Here is a 21,885-nt window from a genome sequence, read left to right as displayed (position 1 = left end):
CATGGACGCTGCTACTTCCTTCTGGGCCACGCCGGGCGGCTGGACGCTGATCACTGTCGGTCAGATCCTGCTGATCACGGTCGGCGTGCTGATCGCCGTGGCCTTCCTGCTGCTGGCCGACCGCAAGGTCTGGGCCTCGGTGCAGATGCGCAAGGGACCGAACGTGGTCGGCCCCTTCGGCCTGCTGCAGTCGTTCGCCGACATGCTGAAGTTCGTGCTGAAGGAGGTGGTCATCCCCTCCGGCGCCGACAAGGCGGTCTTCATCCTGGCCCCCATCATCACCGTCATCCTGGCCTTCATGGCCTGGGCCGTGATCCCGTTCGCGCCGGGCTGGGTGGTGTCTGACCTGAACGTCGGCATCCTGTACATCTTCGCCGTCTCCTCGCTGGGCGTGTACGGCATCATCATGGGCGGCTGGGCTTCGAACTCGAAGTATCCGTTCCTGGGCTCGCTGCGTTCGGCGGCCCAGATGGTGTCCTATGAGGTCTCGCTGGGCCTGATCATCATCAATGTGATCCTGCTGGCCGGCACGATGAACCTGTCGCAGATCGTCGAAGGCCAGAGCGGCTATTTCTGGAACTGGTACGCCTTCGGCGGCGGGCAGGGCACCTGGCCCCTGATCGTGATCCTGTTCCCGATGTCGATCGTCTTCTTCGTCTCGGCCCTGGCGGAAACCAACCGCCCGCCGTTCGACCTGCCGGAAGCGGAATCCGAACTGGTGGCCGGCTATCAGGTCGAATACAGCTCGACGACCTATCTGCTCTTCATGATGGGCGAGTACGTCAACATCGTCTTCATGTCGGCGATGATGAGCATCCTGTTCTTCGGCGGCTGGAACCCAGGCTTCCTGTCGCAGGAAACGCTGGACGATCTTCCGGCCTGGATCGCCTACACCATCTATCTGCTGACCTTCGTCACCAAGACGGTGTTCTGGTTCCTGGCCATCGCCCTGGTTAAGGCCTTTGTGCCCCGCTACCGCTACGACCAGCTGATGCGCCTGGGTTGGAAGGTCTTCCTGCCCGCCTCGCTGGTGGCCGTGGTCATCACCGCCGCCTGGCGCGTCTTCGCGGTGGGTGCATAGATGAACCGACGCCCCGTCATCCTGGCCCTGGTCGCATCGTGGGGCCTCGCCGCCTGCACCTTCGCGCCCATCGCCGCTCCGACGCCGACCGATCCGGTCGCGTCGATGGAGCGGCGCGAGGATGAGGCGCGTCGCGGCGGCGAACGGGTCAACCTGTGCCGGATGATGAGCCGGGACGATCCGCGCTATAAGGACATGGACTGCAAGGACGTGCTGCGGGGAGGCGGGGCGTGAACCGTCTGACCCCTCTGCTGCTGATCCTCGTACCTATGGTTACGGCCTGCGCGCCCGATACGCGCATGCCTGAGTCCGGTTATCAGTGGGAACGTCGCCAGGAACGCATCGAGCGAGAATGGCGCGACGCCCAGTCTAAGACCCAGGGCGCGGCCCCCGCCGCACCCGCCCAGACTTCAACCAACGGCGCTCCGGCGCCAGAGGATCGCTTCTGATGTTCACTCGTATCGCCCAGGCCGCGAAGGGCGCGATGATGCTCGACGCCATCGGCGCCATCGGCCTGACCCTGAAGTACATGGCCCGCCCCAAGGCGACCGTGAACTATCCGTTCGAGCGCAATCCGCAGTCGCCGCGCTTCCGTGGCGAGCACGCCCTGCGTCGCTACGCCAACGGCGAGGAGCGGTGCATCGCCTGCAAGCTGTGCGAGGCTATCTGCCCCGCCCAGGCCATCACCATCGAGGCCGAACCGCGCGCCGACGGCAGCCGCCGCACGACCCGCTACGACATCGACATGGTCAAGTGCATCTACTGCGGCCTGTGCCAGGAGGCCTGCCCGGTGGACGCCATCGTCGAGGGACCGAACTCCGAATACGCCGTCGAAACGCGCGAGGAGCTGCTGTTCGACAAGGCCCGACTGCTCGACAACGGGGATCGCTGGGAACGGCAGATCGCCAAGAATCTGGAACTCGACGCGCCTTACCGCTAAGGCGCATCTCGCTTGAACGGGTCGGCGATTCCCAACGGGGTCGCGGCCGATACGAAAGGGGCTTCGTCCCGACATGCTGCAAGGCATAGCCTTCTATCTGCTGGCGGCGACCGCCGTGGTGTCCGGCCTCCTAGTCGTGACCGCGCGCAATCCCGTGCACAGCGTGCTGTGGTTGATCCTCGCCTTCTTTTCGGCGGCGGGTCTGTTCGTCCTGCTGGGGGCCGAGTTCCTGGCCATGCTGCTGGTCGTCGTCTACGTCGGCGCCGTGGCGGTGCTGTTCCTGTTCGTCGTCATGATGCTGGACGTCGACTTCCTGAAGCTGCGCGAAGGCTACGCCAAATATCTGCCGATCGGCGGCGTGGTCGCGGCCGTGCTGCTGGCCGAGATGATCGTGGTGTCCAGCGCGGTGATCCAGGGCGGCGCGACCGCCGGTCTGACCGGACCCGGCGCCCCCGATCCCGACATGAGCAATGTCGAGGCCATCGGCCGGGTGCTCTACACCGACTATATCTACTTCTTCCAGGCCGCCGGCATCGTGCTGCTGATCGCCATGATCGGGGCCATCACCCTGACCCTGCGCCACAAGACGCACGTCAAGCGTCAGGACATCACCGCCCAGGTCAACCGCTCCGCCGCCAAGGCGATGGAGATCAAGTCGGTTCCGACCGGGCAGGGCGTCTCGCCCGAGGAGCTTCTCTGATGGACATCGGTCTCATCCATTATCTCAGCGTGGCGGCGATCCTGTTCACCATCGGGGTCTTCGGCATCTTCGTGAACCGCAAGAACGTCATCATCATCCTGATGTCGATCGAGCTGATCCTGCTGGCTGTGAACATCAATTTCGTCGCCTTCTCGACCTATCTGAACGACATCAGCGGGCAGATCATGGCCATGTTCGTCCTGACCGTCGCCGCGGCCGAGGCCGCCGTCGGCCTGGCCATCCTGGTGACCTTCTTCCGTAACCGCGGCGACATCGCCGTCGACGACGCCTCCGTGATGAAGGGCTGAGCGTGAACCTCCACACCCTGATCATTCTCGGGATCTTCGCCCCGCTGCTGGGCGCGACCGTCGCCGGCCTGTTCGGCCGCCGGATCGGCAATATCCCGTCGCAGACCATCACGACCGGTCTGCTGTTCTTCTCGTGCGCCGTCGCTTGGACGGTGTTCGGCCAGTGGACCTGGGGCCATCTTGAGCCCTTCACCATCCGCCTGGCCCCCTTCATCAATGTGGGCGACTTCCAGTCGGCCTGGTCGATCCGCATCGACGCCCTGTCGGCGACCATGCTGATCGTGGTCACCAGCGTCTCGTCGCTGGTTCACCTGTATTCCTGGGGCTATATGGCCGAGGACGACAGCCGGCCGCGCTTCTTCGCCTATCTGTCCCTGTTCACCTTCATGATGCTGGCGCTGGTGACGGCCGCCGACTTCATGCAGATCTTCTTCGGCTGGGAAGGCGTGGGCCTGGCCTCCTATCTGCTGATCGGCTTCTGGTTCAAGAAGCCGACCGCCAGCGCCGCCGCCATCAAGGCCTTCGTCGTCAACCGCGTCGGCGACTTCGGCTTCGTGCTGGGCATCATCACCATCTTCTGGATGTACGGGACGATCGAGTTCGCCGAACTGTTCCCGCTGGTGGCGACCAAGGCCAGCACGACCTGGGAGTTTCTGGGCGTCCATTGGTCCGCGCTGGATCTGGCCGGCTTCCTGCTGTTCATCGGCGCCATGGGCAAGTCGGCCCAGTTCTTCCTGCACACCTGGCTGCCGGACGCGATGGAGGGCCCGACCCCGGTTTCGGCCCTGATCCACGCCGCCACCATGGTGACCGCGGGCGTCTATATGGTCTGCCTGCTGTCGCCCATCTATGAGTACGCCCCCGGCGCGTCGCAGATCATCGCCATCATCGGCGCGATCACGGCCCTGTTCGCCGCCACGGTCGGCCTGACCCAGAACGACATCAAGCGGGTCATCGCCTATTCGACCTGTTCGCAGCTGGGCTACATGTTCTTCGCGGCGGGCGTCGGCGCCTATCAGTCGGCCATGTTCCACCTGTTCACCCACGCCTTCTTCAAGGCCCTGCTGTTCCTGGGCGCCGGTTCGGTGATCCACGGCATGCACCACGAGCAAGACATGCGGAAGATGGGCGGGCTGTGGAAGCTGCTGCCGATCACCTATGCCGTCATGACCATCGGCACCATCGCCATCACCGGCCTGGGCATTCCCGGCGTCGGCGGTTTCGCCGGCTTCTATTCGAAGGACTCGATCATCGAGAGCGCCTTCGCCTCGGCCGCCTCGGGTCATTCGGCGGTCGGCATGTTCGCCTTCTGCATCGGCCTGATCGCCGCCGGTCTGACGGCCTACTACTCGTGGCGCCTGATCTTCATGACCTTCCACAACAAGCCGGTGTGGAAGGAAGAGGGCGACGCCCATCATGCGGACGATCATGCTTCGCACGCCCAGCTGGAAACCCATTCCGAGCCGGTCGCGGATTCGCACGCCCACGACGACCATGCGCACGACGACCATGGCCACCACGGCCCGCTGCACCCGCATGAGAGCCCCTGGGTCATGCTGGTTCCGTTGATCCTGCTGTCGGTCGGCGCGGTCGCTGCGGGCTTCGTGTTTGCGCCGCACTTCATCGGCCACCACGAGCATGAGTTCTGGCGCGGGGCCATCTTCACCGGCGAGCACAACCATGTGCTCCACGAAAGCCACGACGTTCCGACCTGGGTGAAGTGGTCGCCGCTGATCCTGACCCTGACCGGCACGGCCTTCGCCTACTGGATCTATGTCGCTCGCGAGGGCATGGGCCGTCGCATGGCCGAGCGGGACGGCGCGATCTACCGCTTCCTCTACAACAAGTGGTATTTCGACGAGCTGTACGACTTCGTCTTCGTGCGCGGCTTCAAGGCCATCGGCGACTTCTTCTGGAAGATCTTCGACGTGAAGATCATCGACGGCCTCGGCCCCAACGGCGCCGCCTGGGCGTCGCTGAAATCGGCCGGCTGGCTGTCCAAGTTCCAGTCCGGTTTCCTCTATTACTATGCCTTCGTGATGCTGCTCGGGGTGGCCGGTCTGCTCACCTTCGCCATCTTCGCGTGGGGAGTCTGAGCCCGTGCCCTACATCCTGAGCCTCGTTACATTCCTGCCGCTGGTCGGCGCCCTGGCGATCTTCCTCGCTCGGCTGGCGTCCAAGACCCAGGACGCCGCCGCCCCGGCCGCGCGCTGGATCGCCCTGATTACGACCCTGGTCGTGCTGGGCGTGTCGGTCGTGCTGGTCGCCGGCTTCGATCCGTCGAACGTCAGCTATCAGTTCGTCGAGATGGTCCCCTGGTTCGCCGGGGCCAGCTATCATCTGGGCGTCGACGGGATCTCGATCCTGTTCGTCCTGCTGACGGCCTTCCTGATGCCGATCTGCATCCTGGCCAGCTGGAAATCGATCGAGACGCGCGTCGTCGAATATATGATCGCCTTCCTGGTGCTCGAGACCCTGGTCATCGGCGTCTTCACGGCGCTGGACCTCTATCTCTTCTACATCTTCTTCGAAGGCACCCTGGTGCCGATGTTCCTGATCATCGGCATCTGGGGCGGCGCCAACCGGATCTACGCGGCCTACAAATTCTTCCTCTACACCCTGCTGGGGTCGGTGCTGATGCTGCTGGCCATGCTGTGGATGTCGCACACCGCCGGCACCACCAGCATCCCCGAGCTGAAGCAATACGCCTTCGACCCGGCGGTTCAGCCCCTGCTGTGGCTGGCCTTCTTCGCCTCCTTCGCGGTGAAGATGCCGATGTGGCCGGTCCACACCTGGCTGCCCGACGCCCACGTTCAGGCGCCGACGGCGGGGTCGGTCATCCTGGCCGGCATTCTGCTGAAGCTGGGTGGTTACGGCTTCATCCTGTTCAACGTGCCCATGTTCCCGGTCGCGTCCGAGATGTTCCGTCCCCTGGTCTTCACCCTGTCGGTGATCGCCATCGTCTATACCTCGCTGGTCGCCTGGCGTCAGACGGACATCAAGAAGCTGATCGCCTATTCCTCGGTCGCCCACATGGGCTTCGTCACCCTGGGCATCTTCTCGGGCAATGATCAGGGCCTGCAGGGCGCCGTGTTCCAGATGATCAGCCATGGTCTGATCTCGGGCGCGCTCTTCCTCTGCGTCGGCGTCGTCTATGACCGGATGCATACGCGTGAGATCGCCTTCTACGGCGGCCTGACCTCGCGCATGCCCTGGTTCGCCGCCATCTTCCTGATGTTCACCATGGCCAACGTCGGCCTGCCGGGCACCTCGGGCTTCATCGGCGAAGTCCTGACCATGACGGGCGCCTATCAGGCCTCGACCTGGGCGGCCCTGGTGGCGGCCTCGGGCGTCATCTTCTCGGCGGTCTACGCCCTGACCCTGTATCGTTCGGTCATGTTCGGCGAGATCACCAATCCGAAGCTGATGACCATCGCCGACATCGACAAGCGTGAGCTTGCGCTGTTTGTGCCGTTGATCCTCGGCACCCTGTGGCTGGGCGTCCATCCGGCCGCCGTCCTCGATTACACCGGGCCCGCCGTCGAGGCCCTGACCAATGCCTATCGCGTCGCGATCGGCGGGTGAGACCAAGCATGCCTGATCTGTCCTCCGCCCTGCATCTCGCCGCCTCGGAGCTGACCCTCGCGGTCGGCGCCCTGGTCCTGCTGATGGTCGGCGCCTTCATCGGCGACAAGAGCGCCCGGCTGGTGTCCATCCTGTCGGTCCTGCTGCTGATCGCCGCCGCCGTCATCGCCTTCATGGGACCGTGGGGCGTCGCCTTCAACGGCGCTTATGTGGCCGATCCCCTGGCCATCTACGGCAAGAGCGTCATCTATCTGTCCGCCGCCGTGGCCATCGTCCTCGGCGACGGCTGGATGAAGCGGACCCACATCGCCAAGTTCGAATATCCGGTCCTGATCGTTCTGGCTTCGGTCGGCATGGGGATGATGGCGTCCTCGGGCGACCTGATCTCCATGTACGTCGGCATCGAGCTGCACTCGCTGGCCCTGTACGTCCTGGCCGCCTTCCACCGCGACGACGTCAAGGCGTCGGAAGCGGGCCTGAAGTATTTCGTCCTGGGCGCCCTGTCGTCGGGCCTGCTGCTGTACGGCTCCAGCCTGATCTACGGTTTCGCCGGTTCGATGCGGTTCGAGGACATCGCCGCCTTCGCTCAGAACAACCCGGGCCCCGGCCTGGTGTTCGGTCTGGTCTTCCTGATCTGCGGCCTGGCGTTCAAGGTCTCGGCCGCGCCGTTCCACATGTGGACGCCTGACGTCTATGAAGGCGCGCCGACGCCGGTCGTGGCCCTGTTCGCCACGGCCCCCAAGGTCGCCGCCATGGTCCTGATCGCCCGCGCCCTGGAGGGCGGCTTCAGCGAGGCCCACGCCCAGTGGTCGCAGGTCCTGGTCGCCATCTCCCTGCTCAGCTTCGTCGTCGGCGCCTTCGGCGGTCTGGCGCAGAAGGACATCCAGCGCCTGCTGGCCTATTCGTCGATCGCCAACATCGGCTACGCCCTGCTGGGCATCGCCGCAGGCACCAGTGAAGGCCTGCAGGCCATGCTGATGTTCATGACCCTGTATGTCATCGACCAACTCGGCTTCTTCGCCATCCTGCTCAGCCTGTCCAAGTCGGGCCGTCCGATCCGTCGCATCGCCGATCTGGCGGGACTGAAGAAGGATCGTCCGGTCACGGCCGTGGCCCTGACCATCCTGTCGCTGTCGGTCCTAGGCATGCCGCCGTTCTCGGGCTTCTGGGGCAAGTATTATGTCTTCGGCGCCGCCGCCGACGCCGGCCTGTGGCCGGTCGCGGCCGCGGGTCTGGTCGCCTCGGTCGTCGCCGCCTTCTACTATCTGCGCATCATCAAACTGATGTGGTTCGATGCGCCGCTGGACGAGATCGCCACCGACAAGGCCTCCCCGGAAACCAGCCTCATCGGCTGGGCCTGCGCCGCCTTCGCCTTCCCGCTGGTGATCGTGGGTCTGACCTGGCTGGAGCCGCTGACCAAGGTTGCGAGCGCCGGCTTCGGGAACGGGTAGGGCGTTGACGCCCGCCCCCCTGGTCATCCTCGACGAGATCGACTCGACCAACGCTGAGGCCCGTCGCCTGGCCGAGGCCGGAGAGGCCGGGCCGCGCTGGATCGTGGCGCGTCGCCAGACCGCCGGTCGCGGGCGGCGTGGCCGCAAATGGGATACCGAACAGGGCAATCTGGCCGCCACCCTGCTGGTGACCACGCCCAAGTCGGCGGCCGAGGCGGCCCAGGCCACCTTCGTTGCGGCCCTGGCCGTCGCCGACCTGCTGGACGTCTTCGTCTCGCCGGCCCTGGTGTCGATCAAATGGCCGAACGACGTCCTGCTGGACGGAACCAAGGTCTCGGGCATCCTGGTCGAGTCCGGCGCCCATGCGAACGGCGACCTGTGGCTGGCCGTCGGCATCGGCGTGAACCTGGCCCATGCGCCCGAGGACACCGAGCGGGGCGCGACCGCGATCGCCGCCCGGCTGCGGGCCGACCTGGCCTATGTCCCGCCCATCGAGGCCGCCGCCGAGATCCTGGCCGAGACCTTCGCGGTCTGGTGGGGCCGCTGGCAGACGCTGGGCTTCGAACCGGTGCTGGACGCCTGGACCAGCCGCCTGACCGGGCTGAACGGCCCCTGCGTCGCCCGCCTGGACAATGAGACGCTGGAAGGCTTGGCCGAGGGTGTGGAGCCTGACGGCGCCCTGCGCCTGCGTCTGGCCGACGGCTCCGTGCGGCTGATTTCCGCCGGCGACGTCTTCTTCGGCCCTGGATCGCAGCGGGGGGCGGCCTGACATGCTGCTCGCTATCGAACAGGGCAACACCAACACGCTGTTCGCCGTGCACGACGGAACGGACTGGATCGCCCAGTGGCGCGCCGCAACCGAGGCCAGCCGCACCGCCGACGAATACGCCGTCTGGCTGAACCAGTTGATGACCATGAAGGGGCTGGAGTTTGGGGCCCTGACCGGCTGCATCATCTCCAGCGTCGTGCCCCAGTCGATCTTCAACCTGCGCAATCTGGCGCGCCGCTATTTGAACATCGAACCCCTGGTCATCGGCGAGAACGCCGAGCTGGGCATCGATGTCCGCATCGCCAAGCCCAGCGAGGCCGGCGCCGACCGTCTGGTCAACGCCATCGGGGCCAAGCTGGTCTATCCCGGCGACCTGATCGTCATCGACAGCGGCACCGCCACCACCTTCGACATTGTCGCCGACGACGGCGCCTTCGAGGGCGGCCTGATCGCGCCGGGCATCAATCTGTCGCTCCAGGCCCTGCACGAGGCGGCGGCCAAACTGCCCCGCATCGCCATTCAGAAACCTGAACACGTCATCGGCAAGGGCACGGTCGAGGCCATGCAGTCCGGCGTCTTCTGGGGCTATATTTCGTTGATCGAAGGCCTGGTCCAGCGCATCAAGGCGGAATGGGCGCGGCCCATGACCGTCATCGGCACCGGCGGCGTCGCCAGCCTGTTCGAAGGCGCGACCGACAGCATCGATCACTTCGATCCCGACCTGACTATTCGCGGCCTCCTGGAAATCTGGCGTCGTAACGCCCATTTGACTGACTGAATGAAAAAGCAAACCCAAGACGAACTCGTTTTCCTGCCGCTGGGCGGCTCGGACGAGGTCGGTATGAACCTCAACGCCTATGGCTTCGGGCCAGAGGCCAATCGTGAATGGCTGATCGTCGATGTCGGCGTCACCTTCGGCGACCTGTCCACGCCCGGCGTGGACGTGATCGTGCCCGACCCTTCCTATCTGGAAGGCGAGACGATCAAGGGCATCGTGCTGACCCATGCGCACGAAGACCATATCGGCGCCCTGGGCTGGCTGTGGCCGCGCATCAAGGCGCCGATCTACGCCACCCCCTTCACCGCCTATCTGATCCGGGACAAGCTGCGCGAGCGCGGCATCCTGGACGAGGTGCAACTGATCGAGGTGCCGCTGGGCGGGACCGTCGACATCGGCTCGTTCGGCGTGACCTTCGTCAATATGAGCCATTCGATCGCCGAGCCGAGCGGCCTGGCCATCGACACCCCGTTGGGCGTGGTGTTCCACACCGGCGACTGGAAGATCGACGACCAGCCGATCATCGGCGAGAAGACCGACGCCCCCGCTATTCGCGCCATGGGCGACGAGGGCGTGCTGGCCATGGTCTGCGACTCGACCAATGTCTTCGTGCCGGGCGTCGCCGGGTCCGAAGGCGATGTGGCCGTCGCGATCACCAAGCTGATCTCCAGCCTCAAGGGCCGGGTCGCCGTGGGCTGTTTCGCCTCCAACGTCGCCCGGATGGACAGCGTCATCCGCGCGGCCGAAGCCTGCGGTCGTCGCGTGTCCCTGGCCGGCCGCTCGATGCACCGGATCACGGCGGCGGCCAAACACGTCGGCATGCTGCAGGACGTGAAACCCTTCCTGTCGGACGAAGAGGCCCGCGTCTGGCCCGCCGACCAGATCCTGTACCTGTGCACCGGCAGCCAGGGCGAGGCGAGGGCGGCCCTGTCCCGCGTCGCCGACGGCACCCACCCGGTCGTCAAACTGGGCCTGGGTGACCACTGCATCTTCTCGTCGCGTCAGATCCCCGGCAATGAACTGGCCATCGGCAATCTGCAGGATCGCCTCGCGGACCGGGGCGTGCGCCTCTACACCGAGAAGGATCATCCCGGCATCCACGTCTCGGGCCACCCGTGCCGTGATGAGCTGAAGCAGATGTACGAATGGGTGCGGCCGCAGATCGCGGTTCCGACCCACGGCGTGCGCCGCTTCCTGCTGGAACACGCCAACCTGGCCAAGGACATCGGCGTCAAGGAAACCGTCACCCCGCGCAACGGCGACATGGTGCGCCTGGCCCCCGGACCGGCCAAGATCATCGACGAGGTGCCGAACGGTCGCCTGTACGTCGACGGCGGCATGCTGGTGACCGAACAGGGCGAGGCCCTGAAGGAACGTCGCCACGCCTCGACCAACGGCGTGCTGATCGTCAGCTTCGCCCTGGACAAGCGCGGCCGCATCGCCAGCGACATCGATATCCGCAGCGTCGGCCTTCCCGGCGACACCGCGACGCCGCTGGGCGACGCGCTGGATAATCTGGCCGAGCGCGTCGAACAGGTGATCAAGAACCTGAAGGGCGACGCCCTGGACGACGAAATGGTCATCGAACAGGCCGTCGCCCGTGTGTTGAAAAAGGCCAGCCAGCAGATCTGGGATCGCCGTCCCATCGTCGAAACGGTCGTCCTGCGGGTTTAAAGCGCGATCCTCCAAAACAACGCGTCACCCTCGGGCTCGTCCCGAGGGCCCACCTTTCCGCCTCACGGATAGCTGGGATAGGGTGCCGACCTTGCTTCACTCCAGCAAGCCCGCGTGCTGAACCGTGGGCCCTCGGAACAAGTCCGAGGGTGACGGAATCTGAAATCCGACCTCATGCAACCTTGACCGTTCGCGCGCATTTTTCTGCGCGAACGGTCAAGGAGCACCCGATTGATGTCCAGCAAACCCGGCCCCACGCGCGGCCGCCGTCTGCTGGAACGGGTGCGTCACGCCCGTCATCCCTTGCACGGCTGGCGCCGCTGGGCGGTCATTGCGGGGCAGGGGATCGGCGGCTTCGTCGCCCTTTTCGCCGCAGTGAATCTGGCTCTCAGCCTTTCGACCTTTCGCGGCGACGAGCCGCTGTCGCGCACCGTCCACGAACTGCGCGTCCTGTGGTTCAGCCCGCCGGACGGCCAGCCGATGTCGCCGACGGCCTTTCCGACTGTCTATGGCCGCGACCTCGGCCCCGCGCCCGACACCGCCGCCATCCACGCCTATCTGGAGCGGGAGGCCGAGGACGGGGTCTTCCTGCTAGACCACGTGATGGTGGACCGGATCCTGAAGCTGAACGGACGGATCGACGCCCGCAGCCTGCCGTCCGGCGTCTATGTCGGCGCCCACGCCCTTGGGCCGGACCGCCTGCCTTTGGTGCCCGTGACCAAATACATGGCCCACTATCTGCTGTTCCCGCGCCACGCCTATATCCTGGTGGTGCCCGAGAGCGGACCGGCCATCGCCTTCTCCGCCAGCCAGAACGCCAAGTTCGGCATCGACGTCCATCCCGAGCGTCTCTCGGCGGAGATCGCCCCCTATACGCCCGACGCCTACGACTTCCCCAGTTCGGGCGAGGCCCTGCACGAGATGACGCGGATCACCAGGGACCCGGCTCGCGTCGAAGAAGCCATTGAGGCCCTGAAGGGCGCCCAGGGCCGTCTGGCGGCCGAAGGCCTGACCTACGGCCTTCTGGCGCCCAACTCGAACACCGCCGTCGGCTGCGTGCTGCAGGAATCAGGGGCGATCACTCAGGAGGCGCGCTCGTCGATCCTGCTGGCCCTGCGTGCGCCGGGCTTTGGCGCGAACTGCGATTAGCCGTCTCGAAATCCGCCCGAGGTCCGCTATATCTCGTCCATGACCGAACGACTTTTCCTGCTGAATCCCGACTGGCACGACGACCAGGGCGGACCCTGGTTCTGCCCGCCCGGCGCCTATATCGAGGGCGTGCTGGCCTTCTATCCCCAACTGCGGGACGTCCTTGAGGTGGTCTATCTGGACCATGCCCGGCCGCGCCCGCCGGTCATCGCCGAGCTCGGCGAGGCGCATCAGAGCTGCCCGGTTCTGGTCCTGGACGGCGAACTGGACTGGCCCGAGGCTCAGGTCAGCGAAACGACCGGCCGTCGCTTCCTGCAGGATCAAGCCATCGCCCCCTATCTGGCGGCGCGGTATGGCGTGGGCCGGCCGCACCCCTGAGGGCGGCCAAGCCGGTATCCGTTTAGCCGATCGTGGCCTTGCGATAGGTCTCGTTCAGTTCGAACACCTCGGCCGACACCTCGACCTTGCCGGTCGGCTGGGGCAGCGCCGCAGTCAGAATTTCCAGCACCCGCTCGCTCAGGGCGCTCTTCTGCTCCGGCGTGCGGCCCAGCATCAGGCCGATGCGACAGGCCAACATGGCGGTCCCGGGGGCGTCGTCGGCGATGACGACATGGTCCAGGGCGATCAATCGGGTCTTGCAGGCCGACAGGGCGGCGCCGGCGATCTCGACGGCGGCCTGGTGGATCTCCAACGCGACGGGGGACCAGTCGGTCTCGGCCAGGTGGCGGGTGTATTCCAGGGTGATCTGCGGCATGGCGGGGACTCGTCGTGGGGAGGCTGATCCTCTAGACCGGTTTCAACCGGACGCCAAAGTCCGGACAGGAGGTCTCATGCCCATCGGCCCCATGACCATGTTCGGCATCTACATCATCGTCTGGTGGACGGTGTTGTTCGCGGTGCTGCCGCTGGGAACCTCGCGCGAGACCCACACGCCGCCGACGGACGGGGCGCAATGGGGCGCGCCGACCACGCCGAACCTGAAGCGCAAATTCATCACCACCACCTGGGTCGCCGCCATCGTCTGGGCCTTCGTCATGGTGCTGATCTTCACCGGCTGGCTGCCACTGCCGGACTTCTCGCGCGCGCCGGCGGTCTAATCCCCAACCCGGCCTAGCTTTCGCCCCGGTCCAGCGGCTAAAGCCTTGGTCTCTCTCTACGCCTAGGATTCCCCATCATGCGCCTGTCGCGCTTTTTCCTGCCCACGCTGAAGGAAGCCCCTTCGGACGCCCAGATTGTCTCGCATCAGCTGATGCTGCGCGCCGGCATGATCAAGCAGGAGGCCGCCGGCATCTACGCCTGGCTGCCGCTGGGCCTGCGGGTGCTGCGCAAGATCGAGCAGATCGTCCGTGAAGAGCAGCAGAGGGCCGGGGCGGTCGAACTGCTGATGCCGACCCTGCAACTGGCCGACCTGTGGCGCGAGAGCGGCCGCTATGACGCCTATGGCCCCGAGATGCTGCGCATCACCGACCGGCACGAGCGCGAACTGCTGTACGGGCCGACCAATGAGGAGATGATCACCGACATCTTCCGGGCCTATGTGAAGTCCTACAAGTCGCTGCCGCTGAACCTGTTTCACATCCAGTGGAAGTTCCGCGACGAGCGCCGCCCCCGCTTCGGCGTCATGCGCGGCCGCGAGTTCCTGATGAAGGACGCCTATTCCTTCGACGTGGATGAGGCCTCGGCCCGCAAGGCCTACAACCGCATGTTCGTGGCCTATCTGAACACCTTCGCCCGCATGGGCCTGAAGGCCGTGCCGATGCGCGCCGACACAGGCCCGATCGGCGGCGACCTGAGCCACGAGTTCATCGTTCTGGCCGAGACGGGCGAGAGCGCGGTCTTCTGCGACAAGGCCCTGGTCGAAATGCCGGCGCCGGGCGCGGACGTGGACTGGGACGACCTTCAGTCAATCGTTGATCAACGAACGGCGCTCTACGCTGCGACCGAGGAAATGCACGACGAAGCCCGGTTCGAGGCCGAGACCGCCGAGGGCGACCGCCTGTCGGCGCGCGGCATCGAGGTCGGCCACATCTTCTATTTCGGCGAGAAATATTCGGCCCCGATGAAGGCCAAGGTCGCCGGGCCGGACGGCCAGGACGCCAATGTCCACATGGGCAGCTACGGCGTCGGCGTGTCGCGTCTGCTGGGCGCCATCATCGAGGCCAGTCATGACGAGGGCGGCATCATCTGGCCCGACGCGGTGGCCCCGTTCGACGTGGTCGTGATCAATCTGCGCGCCAATGACGCCGCTGTCTCGGCTGCCTGCGAGGACGCGGTCGCCCAGCTCGAGAAGCTGGGCAAGGACGTGCTGTACGACGACACCGACGAACGGCCGGGCGGCAAGTTCGCCACCGCCGATTTGATCGGCGTGCCGTGGCAGCTGACCATCGGTCCCAAGGGCCTGGCCGACGGCGTGGTCGAGCTGAAGCGCCGCGCCACCGGCGAGAAGGTCTCCGTGCCCCTGGCTGAAGCCATCGAAAGGTTGACTGCTTGAACCTGCCGTCCCGTCCTTCCGGCGCCTTCTCCTCGTGGGAGATCGGCCTGGCCCTCCGCTACCTGCGCGCCAAGCGCAAGGAGGGCGGGGTCGCCACCATTGCGGTGATCAGCTTCATCGGCATCATGCTGGCTGTCGCCGTGCTGATCAGCGTCATGAGCATCATGGCCGGCTTCCGCTCGGAACTGCTGGGCCGGATGCTGTCGTTCAACGGCCATATGTACGCCCAGGGGCCTGTCCTGACGTCGGAAGACCGCGACGCCGCCCTGAAGCGGATCGCCGACGTGCCCGGCGTGGTCAGCGTCACCCCGCTGAACGAGAGCCAGAGCCTCGTCCGGGTCGGCAACTTCACCACGGGCGCCATGGTGCGCGGCGTGCGGCCCCAGGATCTGGCCACCACCAAATACGTCTTCGACAGCCTGACGCCCAAGGAACGGGCCGACTTCGGCAAGGGCGCCTATGGCGGCGACCGCATCCTGATGGGCGCCGCCCTGGCCAACTCCCTGGGCCTGCGGGTCGGGGATCCCGTCACCCTCTATTCGCCGACCGGCGCCGACAGCGCCTTCGGCAATCTGGGCGGTCTGGAAAAGACCTATTTCGTCGGCGGCCTGTTCCGCTCGGGCACGGCCGACTTCGACCGCGCCTTCCTGTTCATGCCGCTGGAGCAGCAGCAGCTCTTCTTCGGCAAGGAGGGGGTCTGGGACGCCATCGAGATCAAGGTCGACGACCCCGACCGCGTCGGCGAACTGACCCCCGCCATCCGCGACGCCGCCGGGCCGGGCTCGGTGATCAGCGACTGGCGCGAGCGTCTGGCCGCCTTCTACGGCGCCCTGCGGGTCGAGCGGGTCGCCATGAGCATCATCCTGGGTCTGGTCGTCGCCATCGCCGCCATGAACATCATCTCCGGCATCGTCATGCTGGTGAAGAACAAGACGCGCGACATCGCCATCCTGCGCACCGTGGGCGCCAGCCCCTCCGCCATCCTGCGCATCTTCTTCATGTCCGGCGCCATGATCGGCGTGGCGGGCACCCTGGCCGGTCTGGCCCTGGGCCTGCTGTTCTGCTGGAACATCGGCGCCATCCAGCACGCCATCGAGGCCGTGCTGGGCGTGCAACTGTTCAACGCCGACGTCTATCAGCTGGACGCCATCCCGGCCCTGGTGGATCCGATGGACGTGACCTGGGTCGCCCTGCTGTCCTTCAGCATGAGTTGCCTGGCCAGCCTGCCGCCGTCCTGGACGGCCTCTCGCATCGATCCCGTGGAGGCGCTCCGCTATGAGTAGTCCCATTCTGTCGGTGCGCGGCCTGACCCGCACCTATGACACCGCCAACGGCGGCCTGACCGTGCTTAAGGGCGTGGATCTGGACGTCATGCCGGGCGAGATCGTCGGCCTGATCGGCCCCTCGGGCTCGGGCAAGTCGAGCCTGCTGCACGCCGCCGGCCTGCTGGAGAAACCGACCGAGGGCACGGTCGCCATCGACGGTGAAATGGTGGGGGATCTGGACGAGCGCGCCCGCACCCGCCTGCGCCTGTCGCGGATCGGCTTCGTCTATCAGTTCCATCATCTGCTGGCCGAGTTCGACGCCCGCGACAATGTCGCCCTGCCGATGCGGATCGCCGGTCTCAGCCTCGCCAAGGCCCGCGCCCAGGCGGAGGAAACGCTGACGGCCCTTGGCCTGGGCGAACGCCTGACCCACCAGCCGGCCCAGCTGTCGGGCGGCGAGAAACAGCGCGTCGCCATCGCCCGGTCCCTGGCCAACAAGCCGCGCCTGCTGCTCGCCGACGAGCCGACCGGCAACCTGGATCCGACCACCAGCCAGTCGGTGTTCGAATCCCTGCGCGACCTGGCCAAGACCACGGGCGTCGCCGCCCTGATCGCCACCCACAATATGGAGCTGGCCGGCCACATGGACCGCGTCTTCGCCCTGAAGGACGGCCACCTGGAAGAGCGGGCGGCCCAAAGCCAGGCGTACTGAGTCAAGCCTACTGAGCTAGGCCTACTGAAGGCCCGCCCGCGTCACCCCACGGCCGCATCGCCCCAGATGGCGCGCAGCTGCTGGGGCCGGCGGCAGCCCTGGCGGTAGGCTTCGTAGTGGGCGCGGTGGCGGCGGGCGTAGTCCTGATGCTCCGGCCCGGCGGGCCAGAACCTCTGGACCCCGACGACCGGGGTCGTGAAGCTCTTGCCCAGCACCCGCATCGCCGCGTCGCGCGATGCAACCGCCGCCGCGCGCTGATCCGCCGTGGCGAAGACGGCCGTCCGATACGACGGCCCCTGATCGCAGAACTGTCCGTCCGGGTCTGTCGGATCGATGGTGCGCCAGTAGCGGTCGACCAGGGCGCGATAGCTGACCACGCGCGGATCGAAGGTGACCTGCACCGCCTCCATATGGCCGGTGCCGCCGCGCACCACCTGCTCATAGGTCGGGTTGGCCGTCTGGCCGCCGACGAAGCCCGACACGGCCGAACGCACGCCGGGCAGGCCGTCAAACGCCTTTTCCTCAGACCAGAAGCAGCCGCCGGCGAAGACGGCGGTCTGGGTGGCGGCTTGGTTCTGCGCGTCGGCGCGGCCCAGCGGCGACACGCCGGCGATCAGCGCAAGGGCCAGGGGGGCGGCGAAGGTGCGGGTCTTGGGCATGGGACATCTCCCTTTCTGCAAAGCCCATACGACGCGCCGGGGCGATTGGTTTCAACCCGTCCGCCTGGGGCTAAGAGCGGGGGTTGACGAGAACAATGAGAGAACATAGAACAAGTCAGGAACATTGATCGACCTGGGGATAAGACCATGCCGCGTTTGATGAGAGATCTGCTGTCGCTTGCATCATGCGGCGGCTTCGTCTGGATGGCCTGGCAGGCGGCCCTGATGGTCACCTCGGTCTGACCGGCAGGTTTGGCGCCTTTGGCACGTTTGGCGCCTTGTCACCCTGTTTTAGCGCCAAGGCGCTGAGCGCCATTGGTGTGGTGGCCGAGTCGGGGTCTTATCTGCGGTCTAGGTGAAGGAGTGGACGGGTGAGCGCGGCAGAAGGTCAGGGTTTCGTCCATCTGCGGGTCCGCTCGGCCTATTCGCTGCTGGAAGGCGCGATCAAGGCGGGCAAGCTGGGCAAGCTGGCGGCGGACGCGGGCATGCCGGCCGTGGCCATCGCCGACCGGTCCAATCTGTTCGGCGCGCTCGAGTTCAGCCAGTACACCAAGGACGCGGGCGTCCAGCCGATCGTCGCCTGCGCGCTTCCGGTCCTGGGCATCGGCGGCCAGCAGGCCGTCCGCTGGGCCAAGACCCCGACCGTGGTTCTGCTGGTCCAGAACGAGACGGGCTGGCGAAACCTGTGCGCCCTGTCGTCCTCGGCCTATCTGGACGCGGGTGAAATGGCCGAGCCCGGCGTGGCCTGGAGCCTGATCGAGGCCCGCTCCGAAGGCCTGATCCTGCTGTCGGGCGGCCCCGACGGCCCGGTCGATCCCCTGTTCGTCCAGGGCAAGACGACGGAGGCGGCGGCCGCTCTGGCGACGATGAAATCCGTCTTCGGCGACCGCTTCTACGTCGAGCTTCAGCGCCACGGTCTGGACGACGAGCGGCGGGCCGAGCCCGGTCTGGTCGAATGGGCCTATGCCAACGACACGCCCCTGGTCGCCACCAATGACGTCTATTACGCTAAGGCGGCCCAGGCGAAGTCCCATGACGCCCTGCTGTGCATCGCCGACGGCGCCTTCACCGGCCAGGAAGACCGCCGCCGCATCACCGGAGAACACTGGTTCAAGTCGGCCGAGGCGATGCGGACCCTGTTCGCCGACCTGCCCGAGGCCTGCGACAACACGATCGACATCGCCCGGCGCTGCGCCTTCCTGGTCAAGACCCACGCCCCCATCCTGCCGCGCTTTGACACCGGGGCGGGGCGGTCCGAGGCCGACGAACTGGCCCACCAAGCGCGCGAGGGGCTGAAGGTCCGCCTCAGCCAGATCACCCCCGCCGTGCCGGTCGAGGAATACTGGACCCGGCTGGAGTGGGAGGTCGGCATCATCCAGCAGATGGGCTTCCCCGGCTATTTCCTAATCGTGTCGGACTTCATCAAATGGGCCAAGGAGCACGGCATTCCGGTGGGGCCGGGGCGGGGCTCCGGGGCCGGCTCGCTGGTCGCCTGGTCCCTGACCATCACCGATCTGGACCCCTTGCGGTTCGGCCTGCTGTTCGAGCGGTTCCTGAACCCCGAACGGGTCTCCATGCCCGACTTCGACATCGACTTCTGCCAGGAGCGGCGCGAAGAGGTGATCGACTATGTCCAGGCCCACTACGGCAAGGACCGGGTCGCCCAGATCATCACCTTCGGCACGCTGCAGGCGCGGGCCGTGCTGCGCGACGTCGGCCGGGTGCTGCAGATGCCGCTGGGCCAGGTGGACCGGCTCTGCAAGATGGTGCCGAACAACCCGGCCGCGCCTGTCACCCTGGCCCAGGCCATCGACCTCGAGCCGCGCCTGAAGGAGGCGAGGGACGCAGAGCCGGCGGTCCGCACCCTGCTGGAAACCGCGCTGGAGCTGGAAGGGCTGTATCGCAACGCCTCGACCCACGCCGCCGGCATCGTCATCGGCGACCGGCCCCTGGTCGAACTTGTGCCCCTGTACCAGGATCCGCGCTCCACCATTCCGGCGTCCCAGTTCAACATGAAATGGGTCGAACCGGCGGGTCTGGTGAAGTTCGACTTCCTGGGCCTGAAGACCCTGACCGTGCTGGACCGGGCGCGCGGCTATCTGGAGCGGCGCGGGGCCGCGCCGGACTGGAGCGGCCTGCCGCTGGACGACGCCCGCACCTATGAGCTGATGGCCTCGGGCCAGACCGTCGGGGTGTTCCAGCTGGAATCCCAGGGCATGCGCGACACCCTGCGCAAGATGCGCTGCGGCTCCATCGAGGAGATCACCGCCCTGATCTCGCTCTATCGGCCAGGGCCGATGGAGATGATCGACACCTATATCGACCGCAAATTCGGCCGGGCCGAGGTCGACTATCTGCACCCCAGCCTGAAAGAGGTGCTGACCGAGACCTACGGCGTCATCATCTACCAGGAACAGGTGATGAAGATCGCCCAGATCCTGGCGGGCTACAGCCTGGGCGAGGCCGACCTGCTGCGTCGGGCCATGGGCAAGAAGAAGAAGGAGGAGATGGACTTCCAGCGGGCGCGCTTCGTCAAGGGCGCCCTGGAGAAGACCGTCCCTGAGACCCAGTCCGGTTCGATCTTCGACCTGGTGGCCAAGTTCGCCGGCTATGGTTTCAACAAGTCGCACGCCGCCGCCTATGCCCTGATCTCGTTCCAGACAGGGTGGCTGAAGGCCAATCACCCGGTCGAATTCTTCGCGGCGTCCATGAGCCTGGACCTGTCGAACACAGACAAGCTGGCGGTCTTTTATCAGGACGCCAAACGGTTCGACGTGCCGGTGCTGCCGCCCGACATCAACCGCTCCTCGGCCGACTTCGACGTAGCCTGGGACGATAGCCGGGGCTCGGTCCTCTATGCCTTGGGCGCCATCCGCAACGTGGGCCTTGAGGCGATGCGCCACGTGATCGAGGTGCGCCAGACCGGCGGTCGGTTCGCCGACATCTTCGACTTCCTCGAGCGGGTCGATCCCCGCAGCGTCAACAAGCGGGCGCTGGAAGGCCTGGCCAAGGCCGGGGCCTTCGACAGCATCCACCCGAACCGCCGCCAGCTGGTCGAACAGGCCGACGTCCTGATGGCCTATTGCCAGAGCGTGGCGGCCGAGCGCGCCTCGTCCCAGGTCAGTCTGTTCGGCGGCGACCAGGCCCATGTGGGGCGGCCGCGTCTGAAAAGCGTCGATCCCTGGGTCGGGCCGGAACGTCTGGACCACGAACTGTCGGCGGTCGGCTTCTATCTGTCGGGCCACCCGCTGGACGAGATGACCTCGGCCCTAAAACGCAAGCGCGTCACCTTCGTCGCCGAGGCCATTCCCCTGGCGGAATCCGGCCACGAGGCCTTCCAGATGGCCGGGGTGGTGCGTCGCAAACAGGAACGCGCCAGCGCTCGCACCGGCGAGAAGTTCGCCTTCGTCACCTTCTCGGATCCGACCGGCGAGTTCGAATGCCTGTTCCCGCCCGAACAGCTGCGCAAATGCCGTGAGGTGCTGGAGCCGGGCGCCTCGGTCATGGTGCGGGTCCGCGCCAAGGCGTCCGAAGGCGAGGTGCGGTTCTTCGGCGACGACGCCAGCCGGATGGACAATCTGCTGGACGACGCCAACATCGGCCTGCGTATCCACGTCTCGGCCCGCACCGCCGACGCCGACGCCCTGAAGGCCCGTCTGGAGCGGGCGCGTTCGGGCGCTATCGGCAAGGGCGGCGAGGTGTCGCTGATCGCCTCGCTGGAGGGGCTTCAGGAAGTCGAGGTCAAACTGCCCGGCCGTTACCGCCTCGACGGCGCCCTGCGCGGCGCCCTGAAGTCGGCGCCGGGCGTGCTGATGTTGGAGGAGGCTTGATGATCGCCCTCATCCTGACCGCCGCCCTGTTGGCCGCCGTCTCCGATCCCGCCCCCAACGCGACCGCGGCTGCGCCCGCCGTCAGGAGCATCGTCATGTCCCACGCCGTCGGAACCTTCGACGTCCAGATCACGCCCGTCGCACCAGACCCGGACGCGCCCGCCGGCGCTCCGGGCCGAATGCTGCTGGCCAAGACCTTCCACGGCGCATTTGAAGGCGGCGGTTCGGGCGAGATGCTGGGCGTCCTGAAGGGCGGGTCGGGCGCCTATGTCGCCATGGAGCGCGTCAGCGGCGTGCTGGATGGCCGCCGTGGGTCCTTCGCCATGGTCCATCGCGGCGTGATGGACGCCGGCGCGCAGGACCTCCTGATCACCATCGTCCCCGGTTCGGGCGAGGGTGAACTGGCCGGCATCAGCGGCGTCTTCCATCTGACCATCGTCGAAGGCGAACACCGCTACGACCTGGAATACAGCCTGCCCGACGCTCCTTGACG

Annotated in this window: 22 protein-coding genes; 20 read left to right on the top strand and 2 right to left on the bottom strand. The window is 66.4% G+C overall.

The window, feature by feature from the left end; genetic code table 11:
• Position 1 precedes the first annotated feature (1 nt).
• The 14 genes from nuoH (at position 2) to PKE72_RS12790 (ending at position 12,813) form a co-directional block, all read left to right on the top strand.
• Complete coding sequence (gene nuoH / locus PKE72_RS12855; protein WP_271165779.1) at positions 2 to 1,081, top strand: NADH-quinone oxidoreductase subunit NuoH; 1,080 nt, start codon at positions 2 to 4, stop codon at positions 1,079 to 1,081.
• Entirely contained in the window at positions 1,082 to 1,315 is a 234-nt protein-coding gene (locus tag PKE72_RS12850; protein WP_271165778.1) for a hypothetical protein, read from the top strand. It abuts the gene before it with no gap.
• Positions 1,312 to 1,530 carry a hypothetical protein gene (locus PKE72_RS12845; protein WP_271165777.1) on the top strand — a complete coding sequence of 73 codons (219 nt, stop codon included), beginning with the start codon at positions 1,312 to 1,314 and terminating at the stop codon, positions 1,528 to 1,530. Before PKE72_RS12850 ends, PKE72_RS12845 begins: the two co-directional genes overlap by 4 nt.
• Positions 1,530 to 2,021 carry an NADH-quinone oxidoreductase subunit NuoI gene (gene nuoI / locus PKE72_RS12840; RefSeq protein WP_183195166.1) on the top strand — a complete coding sequence of 164 codons (492 nt, stop codon included), beginning with the start codon at positions 1,530 to 1,532 and terminating at the stop codon, positions 2,019 to 2,021. Before PKE72_RS12845 ends, nuoI begins: the two co-directional genes overlap by 1 nt.
• Positions 2,022 to 2,094: 73 nt before the next feature.
• Entirely contained in the window at positions 2,095 to 2,721 is a 627-nt protein-coding gene (locus tag PKE72_RS12835; protein ID WP_271165776.1) for an NADH-quinone oxidoreductase subunit J, read from the top strand.
• Positions 2,721 to 3,029, top strand: coding sequence for an NADH-quinone oxidoreductase subunit NuoK (nuoK, locus tag PKE72_RS12830; RefSeq protein WP_008264046.1), 309 nt, complete (start codon positions 2,721 to 2,723; stop codon positions 3,027 to 3,029). Before PKE72_RS12835 ends, nuoK begins: the two co-directional genes overlap by 1 nt.
• A gap of 2 nt (positions 3,030 to 3,031) precedes the next feature.
• Positions 3,032 to 5,125: an NADH-quinone oxidoreductase subunit L gene (gene nuoL / locus PKE72_RS12825; RefSeq protein ID WP_271165775.1), complete on the top strand. Its 2,094-nt coding sequence runs from the start codon at positions 3,032 to 3,034 to the stop codon at positions 5,123 to 5,125.
• 4 nt (positions 5,126 to 5,129) lie between these two features.
• Entirely contained in the window at positions 5,130 to 6,614 is a 1,485-nt protein-coding gene (locus PKE72_RS12820; RefSeq protein ID WP_271165774.1) for an NADH-quinone oxidoreductase subunit M, read from the top strand.
• A gap of 8 nt (positions 6,615 to 6,622) precedes the next feature.
• Positions 6,623 to 8,065 carry an NADH-quinone oxidoreductase subunit NuoN gene (gene nuoN, locus PKE72_RS12815; RefSeq protein WP_271165773.1) on the top strand — a complete coding sequence of 481 codons (1,443 nt, stop codon included), beginning with the start codon at positions 6,623 to 6,625 and terminating at the stop codon, positions 8,063 to 8,065.
• A gap of 4 nt (positions 8,066 to 8,069) precedes the next feature.
• Positions 8,070 to 8,834, top strand: coding sequence for a biotin--[acetyl-CoA-carboxylase] ligase (locus PKE72_RS12810; RefSeq protein WP_271165772.1), 765 nt, complete (start codon positions 8,070 to 8,072; stop codon positions 8,832 to 8,834).
• Position 8,835: 1 nt separating this feature from the next.
• A complete protein-coding gene (locus PKE72_RS12805; protein ID WP_271165771.1) occupies positions 8,836 to 9,612 on the top strand; it encodes a type III pantothenate kinase in 777 nt (258 codons plus the stop codon).
• Complete coding sequence (locus PKE72_RS12800) at positions 9,613 to 11,286, top strand: ribonuclease J (protein ID WP_271165770.1); 1,674 nt, start codon at positions 9,613 to 9,615, stop codon at positions 11,284 to 11,286.
• A gap of 234 nt (positions 11,287 to 11,520) precedes the next feature.
• On the top strand, positions 11,521 to 12,435 hold the full coding sequence (locus PKE72_RS12795; RefSeq protein WP_271165769.1) for a hypothetical protein: 915 nt from the start codon (positions 11,521 to 11,523) through the stop codon (positions 12,433 to 12,435).
• A gap of 39 nt (positions 12,436 to 12,474) precedes the next feature.
• The gene (locus PKE72_RS12790) at positions 12,475 to 12,813 is read left to right on the top strand and encodes a DUF3088 family protein (protein ID WP_271165768.1); all 339 of its coding nucleotides are present in this window, start codon (positions 12,475 to 12,477) and stop codon (positions 12,811 to 12,813) included.
• Positions 12,814 to 12,835: 22 nt separating this feature from the next.
• Here PKE72_RS12790 and PKE72_RS12785 read toward each other — a convergent pair whose 3' ends face one another.
• Positions 12,836 to 13,189: a 5-carboxymethyl-2-hydroxymuconate Delta-isomerase gene (locus tag PKE72_RS12785; protein WP_271165767.1), complete on the bottom strand. Its 354-nt coding sequence runs from the start codon at positions 13,187 to 13,189 to the stop codon at positions 12,836 to 12,838.
• Positions 13,190 to 13,265: 76 nt separating this feature from the next.
• On the opposite strand from PKE72_RS12785, the gene PKE72_RS12780 reads away from it, so the two are divergent.
• The 4 genes from PKE72_RS12780 to PKE72_RS12765 all read left to right on the top strand — a co-directional run bounded on the left by PKE72_RS12780 (position 13,266) and on the right by PKE72_RS12765 (position 16,903).
• Entirely contained in the window at positions 13,266 to 13,532 is a 267-nt protein-coding gene (locus PKE72_RS12780) for a DUF1467 family protein (RefSeq protein ID WP_271165766.1), read from the top strand.
• A 77-nt stretch (positions 13,533 to 13,609) separates the two neighbouring features.
• Entirely contained in the window at positions 13,610 to 14,926 is a 1,317-nt protein-coding gene (proS, locus tag PKE72_RS12775; RefSeq protein ID WP_154725278.1) for a proline--tRNA ligase, read from the top strand.
• A complete protein-coding gene (locus tag PKE72_RS12770) occupies positions 14,923 to 16,209 on the top strand; it encodes a lipoprotein-releasing ABC transporter permease subunit (protein WP_271165765.1) in 1,287 nt (428 codons plus the stop codon). The genes proS and PKE72_RS12770 overlap by 4 nt, the downstream gene beginning before the upstream one ends.
• Entirely contained in the window at positions 16,202 to 16,903 is a 702-nt protein-coding gene (locus PKE72_RS12765) for an ABC transporter ATP-binding protein (RefSeq protein ID WP_271165764.1), read from the top strand. The genes PKE72_RS12770 and PKE72_RS12765 overlap by 8 nt, the downstream gene beginning before the upstream one ends.
• Before the next feature lie 41 nt (positions 16,904 to 16,944).
• Here the strand turns inward: PKE72_RS12765 and msrA are convergent, their stop codons facing one another.
• Positions 16,945 to 17,562, bottom strand: a complete 618-nt coding sequence (msrA, locus tag PKE72_RS12760) for a peptide-methionine (S)-S-oxide reductase MsrA (protein WP_271165763.1) — start codon at positions 17,560 to 17,562, stop codon at positions 16,945 to 16,947.
• Positions 17,563 to 17,933: 371 nt separating this feature from the next.
• Between msrA and dnaE the strand changes: the two genes are divergently transcribed.
• Both dnaE and PKE72_RS12750 read left to right on the top strand, forming a co-directional pair.
• Complete coding sequence (gene dnaE / locus PKE72_RS12755) at positions 17,934 to 21,392, top strand: DNA polymerase III subunit alpha (RefSeq protein ID WP_271165762.1); 3,459 nt, start codon at positions 17,934 to 17,936, stop codon at positions 21,390 to 21,392.
• The gene (locus tag PKE72_RS12750; RefSeq protein WP_271165761.1) at positions 21,392 to 21,883 is read left to right on the top strand and encodes a DUF3224 domain-containing protein; all 492 of its coding nucleotides are present in this window, start codon (positions 21,392 to 21,394) and stop codon (positions 21,881 to 21,883) included. The genes dnaE and PKE72_RS12750 overlap by 1 nt, the downstream gene beginning before the upstream one ends.
• Positions 21,884 to 21,885 lie beyond the last annotated feature (2 nt).

This window comes from Brevundimonas intermedia (assembly GCF_027922165.1).
GTDB classification, from domain to species: Bacteria; Pseudomonadota; Alphaproteobacteria; order Caulobacterales; family Caulobacteraceae; genus Brevundimonas; species Brevundimonas intermedia.
The sequence above is the reverse complement of the archived record's forward strand: the minus strand, read 5'-3'. Positions and strand labels throughout refer to the sequence as shown.

Coding starts and splice junctions, on each gene's coding strand:
- nuoH (WP_271165779.1), top strand. CDS start 2: ATGGACGCTGCTACTTCCTTCTGGGCCACGCCGGGCGGCTGGACGCTG.
- PKE72_RS12850 (WP_271165778.1), top strand. CDS start 1,082: ATGAACCGACGCCCCGTCATCCTGGCCCTGGTCGCATCGTGGGGCCTC.
- nuoI (WP_183195166.1), top strand. CDS start 1,530: ATGTTCACTCGTATCGCCCAGGCCGCGAAGGGCGCGATGATGCTCGAC.
- PKE72_RS12835 (WP_271165776.1), top strand. CDS start 2,095: ATGCTGCAAGGCATAGCCTTCTATCTGCTGGCGGCGACCGCCGTGGTG.
- nuoK (WP_008264046.1), top strand. CDS start 2,721: ATGGACATCGGTCTCATCCATTATCTCAGCGTGGCGGCGATCCTGTTC.
- nuoN (WP_271165773.1), top strand. CDS start 6,623: ATGCCTGATCTGTCCTCCGCCCTGCATCTCGCCGCCTCGGAGCTGACC.
- PKE72_RS12805 (WP_271165771.1), top strand. CDS start 8,836: ATGCTGCTCGCTATCGAACAGGGCAACACCAACACGCTGTTCGCCGTG.
- PKE72_RS12800 (WP_271165770.1), top strand. CDS start 9,613: ATGAAAAAGCAAACCCAAGACGAACTCGTTTTCCTGCCGCTGGGCGGC.
- PKE72_RS12795 (WP_271165769.1), top strand. CDS start 11,521: ATGTCCAGCAAACCCGGCCCCACGCGCGGCCGCCGTCTGCTGGAACGG.
- PKE72_RS12790 (WP_271165768.1), top strand. CDS start 12,475: ATGACCGAACGACTTTTCCTGCTGAATCCCGACTGGCACGACGACCAG.
- PKE72_RS12785 (WP_271165767.1), bottom strand. CDS start 13,189: ATGCCGCAGATCACCCTGGAATACACCCGCCACCTGGCCGAGACCGAC.
- PKE72_RS12780 (WP_271165766.1), top strand. CDS start 13,266: ATGCCCATCGGCCCCATGACCATGTTCGGCATCTACATCATCGTCTGG.
- proS (WP_154725278.1), top strand. CDS start 13,610: ATGCGCCTGTCGCGCTTTTTCCTGCCCACGCTGAAGGAAGCCCCTTCG.
- PKE72_RS12765 (WP_271165764.1), top strand. CDS start 16,202: ATGAGTAGTCCCATTCTGTCGGTGCGCGGCCTGACCCGCACCTATGAC.
- msrA (WP_271165763.1), bottom strand. CDS start 17,562: ATGCCCAAGACCCGCACCTTCGCCGCCCCCCTGGCCCTTGCGCTGATC.
- PKE72_RS12750 (WP_271165761.1), top strand. CDS start 21,392: ATGATCGCCCTCATCCTGACCGCCGCCCTGTTGGCCGCCGTCTCCGAT.